This is a genomic window from Microcoleus sp. FACHB-672 (assembly GCF_014695725.1).
GTDB lineage: Bacteria > Cyanobacteriota > Cyanobacteriia > Cyanobacteriales > Oscillatoriaceae > FACHB-68.
In genome coordinates this window covers 31,178-43,648 of the sequence record NZ_JACJOU010000010.1, presented here as the reverse complement: position 1 = coordinate 43,648, position 12,471 = coordinate 31,178, and the positions used below count along the sequence as shown (strand labels likewise).

Here is a 12,471-nt window from a genome sequence, read left to right as displayed (position 1 = left end):
GCCCCCGCACATGGCCTGGTCAGGGTGCCTGCAACGCACATTATGAGAAACTAAAATCGTCCAACTAAAATGTCATTACTGCTAATCCCGTAATAACGTTGGGCTGCGTCAATTGCTGTTTGGGTTTCAAGGCCCAACTGACCATCTAGATCCCCATTATAAAAGCCGCGTTCTTTTAGCCGCTTTTGTAAGTCAAGCACACTATATTTGGGGATGTTCAAGCTGCTGCCGGTCGGTCTGCGCTCCTCCTGCCCTCGTCCTCCTGAAAGTGCTGCTAGGGTTTCGGAGCCAACCACCCCATCGGCTCTCAATCGGGCATCTCGCTGAAAGCGGATGGCGGCTGCTTCAGTTTTGGTATCAAAGTAACCATCAATCTTGCCGTCAAAGTAGCCGGCTTCACTCAACAGCCTTTGCAGGTCACTCACTGCCGGCCCTGTGTCGCCTCGTAACAGGATGTCTTCGCTGGTACTGCTAGGCGCTGCCAGTGCTGGTGTAGTGCGTCCTTGCTTATTTGTGAGGACGGCTAGGGTAGATGAATCAACCATACCATTAGCTTTCACTCCCTTCGCTTGCTGCCAGCGGATCACACCGGCTTCTGTTAAAGAACCAAAAGTTCCCGTGATTGGGCCATCATAATAGCCGGCAGCTTGCAACGAGCTTTGCAGCGCTTCCACTTCTGAACCGCTAGCGCCCCGCTGTAGGATGTTACTACTGGAAGTTGGGTCAAAGCTTTGACTTGAAGCTGTTGTCGTTTGTTGTTGCAGTGCTGCTTGCGTCTCAGAACCTACAATGCCATCAGCGGGTAATGCGTTGGCTTGTTGAAATTGCATCACAGACGACTCGGTTAAGGAGCCAAAATATCCTGTGATCGGCCCATCAAAGTAGCCTAGAGCTGTTAAATTTTCTTGGATAGCCGTCACTTCGGAACCGCTATCTCCTCGCTCGACGACAGCTAGGGCGTTGCTCGTCAAACTCAAAGTGGCTGAGGCGAGGGCTAGGGATAGCACTCGCACCAAAGGCCGGCTAGAAAGCTTTTTCCATCTCCGCCCTTCAAAGTTTTTTAAACCCCCAAAGGCTTTAAGAGGCCGGGGGTTTGTTGGTTCCTCGTAGGCGACAGCTAGATGAAGATAGGCAAGGGTTTCCATTATATTCCAGCTGAATTCTTACCACCTAGTTTATACTCATTACGGACATGGATCGCGCTCGACGCGAGTTCTATAGCCATCTTTAATCGCTTGTCAGATTTCTAGCGGGCAAGATGCCCGCACGACAAGCTTTTTAGGCGGATAATCATTAACAAATCACAAAGGATTGTTAGGGCTGTTAAAATTTTTTAACAATGGACACAATAGCCGCACATCGCTCCAGCGCCGGCTCTTAAACTAAACCTGCCCGATCAAATAATAAGGCAACGACTGCGGCGAACCCTGTAATTCCTAAACCTACAAGCGGATTTTGGCCCTGACTAACGGCAAAGGACGTGACGATCCCGGCTCCTAAAGCGGCAATAACAGCAGAGCCAACCAAATCTTTATTAGAATTTTTGTGATACATCTTTTTTATCCAGGGGGTGTTTTTTGATGTTGATGAGTTATCGTACCACCCTGGTTTTCCCAACTTTAAAGTTGCTGAGATTTTGCAATGAAGATTTAAACTTTGCTAAGTTTCTTAATACTTCACAGCTCGCCCTCTATTCTTAGAGACTATGCGACTTCAGTTGGAAAGAAAAGTTGATTATTCGTTAATTCGCTCAATATTGCCACCTTTAATCCAGCCTTTTTGATCGCTATTTTCCAAGCGCACTTGCTGCCATTCTTTATCTGAGCTTTCTTCGAGAACCACAACCTGTGCGTTGAAGGGGACACCTCCTAGACTATTGGCGTTAAAGCCGGGACTGTCCCGCAGCAGTAAGCCTTGAGGCCATATAACCCGCGCGCGGTAAGCGCCTGGTTCTAGAGGCTTGGATGTGTTGGCGGGTGTGGAAGTGGATGCGGCTAAGGTTGCTGCCTTCGGCTGGGTTGAGGCACTTTTGGCATTGCCGGCTGCCGGTTGAGTTGCCACACGCTCTTCATCGAAAACGGGTCTTTCAGGCTGTGTAGAGTGCTTAGCCGCTAGGTATAAGGCTGCGGCAATGCCCCCACCGAGAAGGAAGGCAATGGCCAACAGTAAACCGATGGTAAATTGTAGGAATCCGGACAACTTTTTCAAGGCTACTCCATCCAACTGTTACTGCGTTCACTCGGGTTTGTCGTTTCTGTGTTAGACCGGCCTGCGGTTAGAGGCGGTTGCCGGTCAAATTGAAAACATTTTAGCGAGTCGGGGGTATGCGGAAACCTCACTCAAGTTTTAAGTTTGACCGGCGTCTGCTTAAACTACTGTGTCTAGAAGCCAGACGAGCTTTACCGGCATCTGCCCAATCTTGGAGAAACTGAATTTGCTCTTGAGCGGTGCGAGCGAGGGGCACAATCTGACTGGCCGATTCTAAAATATCATCTGTGGTGAAGTCTCGATTTTGACTAAAGCCAATATGCATTGCCTCAATCAGGGATTGCTCGATTTCTGCCCCAGAAAAATCTGGCGTTTCATAGGCTAGCCGGTCTAAATCGTAGTTTTTCAAGTTGTGAGGCCGCAAACGAGACAAATGCACACCAAAGATGGCACGACGTTCTTCCTGGTTGGGTAAACCAACAAAGAATATTTCATCAAACCGGCCTTTCCGCAGGATTTCTGCTGGCAGCGACTGGATGTTATTGGCGGTAGCAACCACAAATACCGGCGAAGTTTTTTCAGCCAACCAAGTAATAAAGGTGCCAAAGACGCGGCTGGTGGTGCCGGCATCACCTTTACTGTTAAAGCCGGCAAAGGCTTTGTCAATTTCGTCAATCCATAGTACACAAGGAGCCAAGGCTTCTGCCAGCTGGATCATTTGTCGAGTGCGCGATTCTGATTCGCCCACCAATCCCCCAAACAAGCGCCCAACATCTAAACGCAACAAAGGTAAGTGCCAGTGGTGGGAAATCGCTTTAGCAGTCAAAGATTTGCCAGTGCCTTGGATACCCACCAGTAATAAGCCTCTGGGGAAAGGCAGCCCGTATTGCCTTGCTCGTTCTGAAAAGGCGCTACCCCGGCGCAGTAACCAGTCTTTAAGATTATCCAACCCGCCAATGTCAGAAATTCGCTCGCTGGTGGGGTAAAACTCTAAAATTTGGGTTTGGCGGATAATTTGGCGCTTTTCTTCTAAAATCAGCTCGACATCATCGGGTGCGAGTTGGCCGTGTGTGGCGATGGCTTTTGCGAGAACCCGGCGAATTCGGTCAATCGAAAGACCTTGACAGGAACGCACGATTTCATCTAAAACCCTACTTTCTAATGAGTGACCTGTAGCGTTTAATAGGCGCTCAACTTCGGCGTGGATGTCACTAGGGTTCGGCAGAGCAAACTCTACGACTGTCAGAACTTCGCTGAGATCCTCTGGAATGGCTAGCTGGGGTGAAACGATCACCACATTTTTTGGTTGGGATTTCAGCAGTCTTGCCAAATTGCGGAGTTTTCTTGACACCGAGACATCTTCTAAAAAGCGGTGAAAGTCTCGCAGGATGAAGATGGCCGCTGCACTTGCCGGCAATTTTTCCACAAATTCCAAAGCTTGCACGGGATTACGGCGTCCAAACCCACTGTCATTGGGGTTGCTCTGGTAGCCATCTACAAAATCCCAGATATAAACGGCTCTGTTTCCTTGCCGATGAGCGCACTGTGAGATCGCGGCTTCGACTCGTTCTTCTTCACGAGTCGGAATGTAAATTAAGGGATAGCGAGCTCGCAGCAGCAGTTCAAATTCATCACTGAAGGCCATAGAATTTTAAATTTTTATTTTAAATTTTTAGAGTTTAGAGTTTAGATTGATTTAAACTCTAAACTCTAAATGACTCAATACTATTTAGGGAGCTGTCGTTTTAGTGCTTCCAAAGCCGACCAGCGCTGATCTGCGGCTGGTTCTTCGCTAACATTACCCCCCTCATCTTCAGCCAGTTGAATTCCCTTACACTGAGAATCGCAGAGCTGCCGGTGGGGAATTGCCAGACAAACCTGTTGGTACAACCACTCACTGGGTTCAAAATAGCCTTGTGGGGGAAGGGTTTCGACTAAATCTTCGAGAGCCGTTTCCCGCTCTTGAGGGCCAGTATCCGGCCCATTAGTGGATTCTTCCAGCCAAATTAACTCAGACGGTTTTATCTTGAGCCGGTGATTGTACTGTTGTAAGCACCGATGACAAGTGAGGGTGATGATCGTTTCTGCTTGGGCGCAAACTTCAAGATAGTTTCCGTTGTGCGTCACTTTCATCTGCCCTCGTAGGGGTGTCAGCGTTTCTAAATCGGGCAGAAATTCTTCAAACTGAACGACTTCTGTGTGTTCGCGGGTTCTAATGAGCTGCGGAATGTAAATCGCTTCCATGATTGAGTGCAATCCTCCGAACAAGCAGTCAACGGTGTAGGAGTGCCCTTTTCAACCCACCCACACCAGCCAGCTTTGTGACTCGCTGGTTCCTACACTCTAGAGCGGGCAATAAGTTTGTCTCCACCGGCAGACGGTATTAACGCTGCTGCCTGTTTGCTGAATTCAGCGCAGACGCACAACGAGACGCCGATCGGGTTCTTGCCCTCGACTGTAGGTTTCTAAATCCTCACACTCCTTCAAAAAGGTATGAACCTGCCGCCTTTCGGCGGCAGAAAGGGCGCTCATCTCAAATTCTTGGCCGGTTTGGCGCACCTGTTGGGCTGCCCGATCTGCCATTTCACGGAGTTCAGCTTGCCGGCGAACTCGATAGCCCTGCAACTCTATCGTATAGGAGGCTTGTTGATCCTCCTCTTGACCGATGTTCAGGATGCTGTTGGCCAGGTACTGAATGGCGTCTATCACCGCACCATCAGGCCCAATCAAAAGTTCGATTTGTTGGGGCGTTAGGTGCTTTTCTTCAACCGTTAACCAGTAGCTACCCGGTTCTGCCAAACCTTCTGGACTTGGCTCGGCTGTTACGGTTGAGGGGATAGCAGCTAGCTTCAGGAGTTTTTCCAACCACTCCTGACCCCGTATCATCTTTGTCTGATCGCTCATAGCTTCCATTAAGCTTTCTTCTTAGGACGGCCCGGTTCAAAGGGAAGTGATTCCCGTTCCTTGCCACCGCTCTCAGCAGCCGTTGCTTCAGCCTCTACAAGCTTTTGCAGGTTCTCCGGCAGAGGCTCTCGTGACAGAATAAACGTCTGGACAGTCTGAAAGATATTGGCAATGAGCATATACATCAGCACCCCAGCCGGCAGCGGAAAGAACAGAAACATCCCTGAAAAAAGTATCGGGGTGAGTTTGTTTACCGTTTCTTGCTGAGGGTTGCCACCAGAAGATTGGCCTTGTCCTGAGAGTAGCTGGTTAATATACAAGCTAACCCCAAATCCCAGCACCATCACCAGAATATCCCAGTGGAGGGTTCCATCTTCGTCCCAAGCGCCCACGCGGCCCAAGGCTTCGATAAATAGAAAGCCTTTGTCAGCGGCCAGACCTGGAAGAGTGCCTTGAATCGTCACTTCCCCAGGCTCTACGGCTTGAAGAGTTCCATCTTCACCAATTTGTACCCGCTCTTCGCCTTTGGTGACTTGCCAGGTGGGAGCGAGTTTGGTTTCAGGATAATCTGTCAGCAGCGCCTTTAGGGGTTTGCCTTCGACTGTCTGAAACTCTAGCTTGGTTTTTTCACCAACCGTGAGCTTATTTCCCCCGGGAAGCAGCGCACTCACCGGCGCGTGTACGCCATCTGCTACATAAATATTTTGGGGAGGCGTTGTAAAGGCTTGGGGGACAATCCTTTCAATCTGTTCTTGAGGGAAGATTTCCAAATTGACGGTGTAATTTACGTTAGAAAATGGCGACCCTCTTAAGGTCGCAAACAGGGCAAATAACACCGGCATTTGTATCAGCAAAGGCAGGCAGCCGGCTAGCGGGTTGCCAAATTCTTGATAGACCTTTTGCATTTCTTCCTGCTGTTTGGCAGGATTGTCTTTGTAACGCTCTTGTAATTCTTTGACCCGCTTTTGCATCACCGGCTGAGCTACCTTCATCCGTCGCATATTGCGAATAGATCCGGCATTCAGGGGAAAGAGGGCCAAGCGAATAACTAACGTCAGAGCCACGATGGCTAAACCATAGCTGGGCACGATCCCGTAGAAAAAATCCAGGATCGGCAGCATAACGTTATTGGAAAGAAACCCGACACCAAAGTCCATTCGTTCTATGTCAACCTGTGCGCTCTGAAGTTTTCAGAATTTAACTTAGCTTCAATATTAGCCAGCCTAAAAGCAAATCAGCACAATTACAACGCCTGCGTTTTTTAGTATTCGTTGTGTGCTGCTAAGGTTTTTAGTTGGTTTAGTAAAGGGTAACAACTTTGTGCTGACCTTTACTGGGTGTTGGCGGCTCAACGCGAAACTCACTCAACTATTTTAACGACCGATTGCCCCACTTACTTGCTGTGCCTTGGGAGATAACCGTTCGTTGATGTAGGCATAAATGTCTCGGAACTTGGGAACTGCTCTGAGTTCTAAGCGGCTGCCATCTTTTAGCGTGATGACCATATCTCCCCAAATACCGATGCCACGGGGCACTGTCACCACTTTTGCGATGTCTGAATAGATAATGTCGGTGCGATCTCGTCCCATCCAACCGCCGGTTACAGAAATTCGGCGGTTGGTGATGCGGTAGCGCAGCCAAAGCGCCCGCACAGTCGCTCCAATGGTTAGGGGCAAGCAGATAATTGTTAACCCCAACAGGATATTCACGATCAAATCTCCAATATGAGGGCCACCCTCAAAGTAGACTTCCTCTCGAATGCCCATTTAGTACCTCTGCTTGTGCCAACAACTGCTCTAATTCTTGCAGAAATTGACCGTAATTGCACTTTATTGCTGCCGGCCCAACAACGATTACAAAATCCCAACCTGATGATAGGTGGGGTAAAAGCTCGCGTAAGGCTGCCCGAATTTGCCGCTTAATCCGGTTGCGGATCACGGCTTTTTTGCTTACTTTTTGGCTGATAGTTATGCCAATGCGAGTGGGTTTGTCAGCGGTTGGTGCCGCCGGCAGGGCTGCTTGACGAGAATTCTTAGCATTTTTTTGGCAAGCATGCTGACGCCGCAACGCTCTGAGCGTGAGATTTCCGCCTGTGCGGCGAAGCCCACCTCGGTATACGGCGTTAAAGTCTTGCCGGTGTTTGAGTCGGTTCTCTTTGGGTAACACCGTGCTTGTTGTTTCGCTCCCTCATTTAAGCAGCTAACAACCCGCTACACTGCCAAACGATAGCGTCCTTTGGTTCGGCGAGCTTTAATCACCGCCTGCCCGTTTTTAGTCCGCATCCGCACTCGAAAACCTGATACTCTCTTTCTTTTGCGGCTTGTCCCGCCCAAGGTGCGCTGAGTCATAGAATTTTACTCCGAGCCTGCCTATCTACGCATAAAAAAGTCACAATCTCTAATATTACACCTAAATGTCAAAATAAACCCCACAAAGCGTGGAGTTTATTTTGGAAAGTGTTGATTAGCTAATGGTCAAAACCCAGGTGCCTAGGTAGCGCAGGAGTGGAACATCCCCTGGGGAGATGATCCGGCAATTGAAATAGTACATCCCACGCCTGGTTGGGTTTTGGACATTTGAGAGGACGATTTCAACATTGTTGCCGGCGGGAATCGGATCTTGGGGAAAAATTTCAATCAAGTAATTCTCTTTATCCCAGACCACATCTTGCAGCGGTATTTCCTTTTTATCGACAATCACCTTAACGGCTTTTTTATCAAATGAACCTTCGTAGTGATCGGGATAATTAATGGCGAACTGCGACACAGCCAAGTCGAGTTTCTTCGCCCCAATCCTCAGCCGATAGCGATCCCACGCGCCGGCTGCGCCATAGTCTAACCGGAAGTTTAGCTGGTTTTCCTGCTTAGGGCCGCCGAACAAAGTCAGTCCGGGTAAACCTTGCGCTAAGCTGCTGAGGTGAGGCAATCCGGTAAACAGACAGCCGGTGATGGCGATTGCCGACAAGAAACGTCGCGTAGAGGCTACTTTAAAGACCATAGGCTTGATCCCTGACTTGCAGGGACTCGTGAAAGAGTTGGTAAATAGTTTACTAAACTTTACTGTTTCTGAATCGATGAGACAGGACTTACTCCACCGATTCTGAAAGATCGACGGGTTTAGAGGATAAATTCGGTATTTAACAGATACTCTAAATCCGAAATCTGCCTCGATGCCCTGATTTTTGTCAATTGTGCGTAAATCCCTTGAAAAATGGTGAGATTCTTCACCCCTGACGAGCTACCACTGCCACAAGTTCCATAACTTCCATTCCGTCCGCTAGCATGACCGGATATTAAGGGTTATAAGGTATGGCATTTCTTCCTAAATTTCCATAAAAATATTTCCACGAAAACTAATTGAAGATACCGTGTGTAATCAAACCTGTCAAACCCTCAGAAGTGGTTCCGCTCAGCAGTGTGTGAAATAGCTTAAGGCTTCTTAATACAATTTCAGAAATTTAATGAATTTTTTATTATTAGGAAAATTAAGACAGTCATGGGCAGACCGGCAGATCAATCACACGAGGGTAAAAAAAAGAAAAGTGGCTGTCACCCCTGATTTGCTAAGCATTTGAAAAATTCAATCGGCGGGAAAGCAGCTTGATAGCGATCAAGGTCATGTGGTAATACCAGAAAAAGAACCAAAGCTTGTATAGAAGTCAGTCTATTAAGATAAGTTAAAAATTCTGCGGATTATTTGGGGATCAAAATAGTATGCAAAAAGTCACTCTTGTTTTAGACGCGCTTTGTAAAATATTAGTAATATAGCTGTAATTCAACCGGCAGCGGTCAAGTATCTCTTTAAGCCGATGCCCGTAGCTTTACAGTTGAGAAACTCAGTTAACAATCTGAAAATCAAAGCGAGGAATGAATCACGCGCATATTCCCAGACAAAGGCTTATTGCAGCATCTAGAGCAGTTTGCGGAATGAGTAAGGGAAAGAGAATTGTTTAGAGAAATTATCAGGCAAAGGTGCCCAACTGTAATGATCGCTCGCTTTGTGATTAACTTGAGAGCCACCTCAAATTGCGGGTGGATGGGCGCAGGTGCAAGGTGAGGTAGAAAACAAATGAATGTTTTATAGTGTGTCTGAATGCCGTGCGGGAAATCGAGCGAGCTTTTCCAAGAAGACACGCAACGCCAGCGGCGATACAGAAATTGACAGAGTTGGGAAAGTTTGTTGACTCGGCTAAAAAAAGCGAGACGCATCATCCTATCGAGTCAAAGTTTTTATGGCAATAACTGCCCAAGCGTAAAGAGATTTGGAGAGCTTATGAAAATAGTCGTTGCAAAAGAAATTGAAGTGGGTGAAAACCGTGTCGCCTTGGTTCCAGACGCTGTAGCCCGGTTGGTGAAACAGGGTTTAGAGGTTTGGGTGGAAGCCGGCGCGGGTGAAGGGTCGTTTTTCCCCGATTCTGCTTATGAAGAGGCGGGGGCAAAGATTATCTCGGATACCGGGGCGCTGTGGGGTGAAGCAGACGTGCTGGTTAAGGTGGGTCCCCCAAAAGAGCGCGAAGTGAACAGCCTCCGAGAAGGCGCTGTATCAATAGGGTTTCTCAATCCCTTGGGAGATCCGTTTATGGTGCAGCAGCTAGCGAACCGGGGAGTGACGGCGTTCAGTATGGAGATGATTCCCCGTACCAGCCGGGCGCAAAGCATGGATGCTTTGTCTTCCCAAGCTGGGGTCGCCGGCTATAAGGCAGTATTGCTGGCGGCAGCAGCTTCGCCCAAGTTTTTCCCGATGCTGACCACGGCTGCCGGCACAATTAAACCGGCCAAAGTATTTATCATCGGTGCCGGTGTTGCAGGCTTGCAAGCGATTGCAACCGCCCGCCGCTTGGGTGCTATGGTGGAAGCGTTTGACATTCGACCGGCAGTGAAGGAAGAAGTGCAAAGCTTGGGGGCGAAATTCGTCGAAGTGCAGCTAAACGAGGAAACCGTAGCTGCCGGCGGTTATGCCAAAGAAATTTCTGAAGCGTCCAAGCAGCGCACCCAGGAAACCATTGGCGAACACGTTCGCAATGCCGATGTGGTGATTACAACGGCACAGGTTCCTGGGCGGAAAGCGCCCCGGTTGGTGACGGAAGAAATGATCGACCAAATGCACCCCGGTTCTGTGATTGTCGATTTGGCTGCCGAGCAGGGCGGTAACTGCGCTTATACAGAAGCCGGGAAAGATGTCAATCACAATGGTGTGATGATTATTTGTCCGATCAATTTGCCAGCGTCGATGCCGGTGAACGCGTCTCAGATGTATTCCAAAAATATTTTGACGTTGCTGCAATACCTGATTAAGGATGGCCAAATGCAGCTGAATTTTGAGGATGACATCACCGGCGGCACTTGTGTGACGCACGCCGGCGAGATTCGCAATCAGCGGGTGCGGGACGCTTTGGCGTCTAGCCCTCAGCATTCGTCGGTTAGCTAAACGGGAAATTTGACAAGTCAGGGCGGGTTTTGTTCGTGAAGCTGTTGTCTGAACATTTGTTTCTAAACCCGCCCCTACAGACACAGCGATTTGATGGAAAAGAATTTGGAGAAATATGGCAGAAGGATTGATTGCCGGTTTAGTTGTATTTGTTTTGGCGTCGTTTGTGGGATTTGAGGTGATTAATAAAGTGCCTCCGACGCTGCACACGCCTTTGATGTCTGGATCGAATGCGATTTCAGGGATTGCGGTGATCGGGGCGCTGCTGATTGCCGGCGATCGCGAGTGGAATGTCACAGTGATTTTGGGCTTGATTGCGATTATTTTGGCCACCATTAACGTGGTTGGTGGCTTTTTAGTGACTGATCGGATGTTGCAAATGTTTAAGAAAAAAGAGGTGAAAGCATGAGCGATTTTCTTCCCTCAGGCATTCAGCTGAGCTATTTAGTTGCAGCATCTTTATTTATTGTTGGTTTGAAACAGTTGGGTTCACCGGCAACGGCGCGTCAGGGCAATGTGCTGGCAGCAGTTGGGATGTTGATCGCGATCGTCGGAACCCTGCTAGAGCGTTCGGTATTGAACTACGAGATGATTCTGGTTGGAATCATCATCGGTTCGATTTTGGGCGTGATCATGGCCAAGAGCGTGGCGATGACAGATATGCCCCAGATGGTGGGCGTGTTGAACGGTTTGGGCGGCGCTGCTTCGGCTTTGGTGGCGGTTGGTGAATACTGGCGCGTTAGCAGTCATTCGGATGTGGTGCCGCTTGATGCCAACATCACGATCATTTTGGGCGTGTTGATCGGCGGAATTACGTTCACCGGCAGTTTGATTGCATTTGCGAAATTGCAAGGCATCCTTAAGGGTGCGCCGATTACGTTCCCCTTGCAGCAACCTGTGAATGCGCTGCTGTTGGTGGCGTTACTTGCCGGCAGTATTTATCTGTGTGTGACACCGGCTAATACTACGGTGTTGCTGGGACTGACAGCAGTTTCGCTGGTGCTGGGTGTGATGTTTGTCCTGCCGATTGGTGGGGGCGATATGCCGGTGGTGATTTCACTGCTCAACTCTTATTCTGGGGTTGCGGCAAGTGTGGCCGGCTTTATCGTGATGAACAATATGCTGATCATCGCCGGTGCACTGGTTGGGGCGTCGGGATTAATTCTGACCCAGATTATGTGTAAGGCAATGAACCGTTCCTTGACAAGTGTGCTATTTGGTGCATTTGGCGGGGGCGGTTCCGCTGCTGCTGGCGGTGCCAGTGGGGATGTTGGGGACAAGACGGTTCGCAGCGTCGATCCCGAAGAAGCGGCGATGATGTTGGGCTATGCGCGCTCTGTGGTGATTGTACCGGGATACGGGATGGCAGTCGCCCAGGCACAGCACACGGTTCGGGAATTGGCCGATCAGTTGGAACGGCTGGGTGTGGAAGTCAAGTATGCCATTCACCCCGTTGCCGGTCGGATGCCGGGACACATGAATGTGTTGCTGGCTGAGGCGAATGTGCCTTATCCGCAGCTTTATGATATGGATGACATCAATCCCCAGTTTGATGAGACGGATGTGGCGCTGGTGATTGGGGCGAATGATGTGGTGAACCCGGCGGCGCGTCACGATGCCGGCAGTCCGATCTATGGGATGCCTATCTTGGAAGTGGATAAGGCGAAGCATACGATCGTGATTAAGCGCGGCATGAGTGCTGGGTTTGCCGGCATTGAGAATGAGCTGTTTTACAAGGAAAAGACAATGATGCTATTTGGCAGCGCGAAAGATGCGGTTGCTAAGTTGGTGTCTGAAGTGAAGCACCTGTAAGGCAACAAGCCGGTAATTTGTCCGAAGAAGAAATAGCTTGCTTCCTAGGTTTTCTGTGAGAGGCAAGCTATTTTTTTATGCCGGCAGACTCTGGTTAACAAGCAGAAGCACTTGTAAAGC

The 12,471-nt window shown here is 49.1% G+C and carries 14 protein-coding genes; 3 read left to right on the top strand and 11 right to left on the bottom strand.

Features of this window, described 5'->3' with window-relative positions; all coding sequences use genetic code 11:
- Positions 1-50: 50 nt before the first annotated feature.
- From H6F56_RS06335 to H6F56_RS06285, 11 genes are all read right to left on the bottom strand, one after another.
- On the bottom strand, positions 51-1,145 hold the full coding sequence (locus H6F56_RS06335) for a peptidoglycan-binding domain-containing protein (protein ID WP_190666021.1): 1,095 nt from the start codon (positions 1,143-1,145) through the stop codon (positions 51-53).
- A gap of 232 nt (positions 1,146-1,377) precedes the next feature.
- Positions 1,378-1,554 carry a hypothetical protein gene (locus H6F56_RS06330; protein ID WP_190666020.1) on the bottom strand — a complete coding sequence of 59 codons (177 nt, stop codon included), beginning with the start codon at positions 1,552-1,554 and terminating at the stop codon, positions 1,378-1,380.
- Between the two features lie 180 nt (positions 1,555-1,734).
- Positions 1,735-2,208 carry an SH3 domain-containing protein gene (locus H6F56_RS06325; RefSeq protein WP_190666019.1) on the bottom strand — a complete coding sequence of 158 codons (474 nt, stop codon included), beginning with the start codon at positions 2,206-2,208 and terminating at the stop codon, positions 1,735-1,737.
- Positions 2,209-2,335: 127 nt separating this feature from the next.
- Positions 2,336-3,853: an AAA family ATPase gene (locus H6F56_RS06320; protein ID WP_190666018.1), complete on the bottom strand. Its 1,518-nt coding sequence runs from the start codon at positions 3,851-3,853 to the stop codon at positions 2,336-2,338.
- Between the two features lie 80 nt (positions 3,854-3,933).
- Positions 3,934-4,452 carry a YceD family protein gene (locus H6F56_RS06315; RefSeq protein WP_190666017.1) on the bottom strand — a complete coding sequence of 173 codons (519 nt, stop codon included), beginning with the start codon at positions 4,450-4,452 and terminating at the stop codon, positions 3,934-3,936.
- A 165-nt stretch (positions 4,453-4,617) separates the two neighbouring features.
- Complete coding sequence (locus H6F56_RS06310; RefSeq protein WP_190666016.1) at positions 4,618-5,112, bottom strand: protein jag; 495 nt, start codon at positions 5,110-5,112, stop codon at positions 4,618-4,620.
- An 8-nt stretch (positions 5,113-5,120) separates the two neighbouring features.
- Complete coding sequence (gene yidC, locus H6F56_RS06305) at positions 5,121-6,269, bottom strand: membrane protein insertase YidC (RefSeq protein WP_190666015.1); 1,149 nt, start codon at positions 6,267-6,269, stop codon at positions 5,121-5,123.
- A gap of 216 nt (positions 6,270-6,485) precedes the next feature.
- Positions 6,486-6,878, bottom strand: a complete 393-nt coding sequence (locus H6F56_RS06300) for a PH domain-containing protein (RefSeq protein ID WP_190666014.1) — start codon at positions 6,876-6,878, stop codon at positions 6,486-6,488.
- Positions 6,850-7,278: a ribonuclease P protein component gene (rnpA, locus tag H6F56_RS06295; RefSeq protein ID WP_190666013.1), complete on the bottom strand. Its 429-nt coding sequence runs from the start codon at positions 7,276-7,278 to the stop codon at positions 6,850-6,852. Before rnpA ends, H6F56_RS06300 begins: the two co-directional genes overlap by 29 nt.
- Before the next feature lie 44 nt (positions 7,279-7,322).
- Positions 7,323-7,460 carry a 50S ribosomal protein L34 gene (rpmH, locus tag H6F56_RS06290; protein ID WP_190666012.1) on the bottom strand — a complete coding sequence of 46 codons (138 nt, stop codon included), beginning with the start codon at positions 7,458-7,460 and terminating at the stop codon, positions 7,323-7,325.
- Positions 7,461-7,575: 115 nt separating this feature from the next.
- Positions 7,576-8,109 (bottom strand): DUF2808 domain-containing protein, encoded by a 534-nt coding sequence (locus H6F56_RS06285; RefSeq protein ID WP_190666011.1) that lies wholly within the window; start codon positions 8,107-8,109, stop codon positions 7,576-7,578.
- 1,275 nt (positions 8,110-9,384) lie between these two features.
- Here H6F56_RS06285 and H6F56_RS06280 point away from each other — a divergent pair.
- The 3 genes from H6F56_RS06280 to H6F56_RS06270 all read left to right on the top strand — a co-directional run bounded on the left by H6F56_RS06280 (position 9,385) and on the right by H6F56_RS06270 (position 12,351).
- Entirely contained in the window at positions 9,385-10,539 is a 1,155-nt protein-coding gene (locus H6F56_RS06280; protein ID WP_190666010.1) for a Re/Si-specific NAD(P)(+) transhydrogenase subunit alpha, read from the top strand.
- Positions 10,540-10,654: 115 nt separating this feature from the next.
- Positions 10,655-10,948 carry an NAD(P) transhydrogenase subunit alpha gene (locus H6F56_RS06275; RefSeq protein ID WP_190666009.1) on the top strand — a complete coding sequence of 98 codons (294 nt, stop codon included), beginning with the start codon at positions 10,655-10,657 and terminating at the stop codon, positions 10,946-10,948.
- Positions 10,945-12,351: an NAD(P)(+) transhydrogenase (Re/Si-specific) subunit beta gene (locus H6F56_RS06270; protein WP_190666008.1), complete on the top strand. Its 1,407-nt coding sequence runs from the start codon at positions 10,945-10,947 to the stop codon at positions 12,349-12,351. The genes H6F56_RS06275 and H6F56_RS06270 overlap by 4 nt, the downstream gene beginning before the upstream one ends.
- The last annotated feature ends 120 nt before the right edge of the window (positions 12,352-12,471 follow it).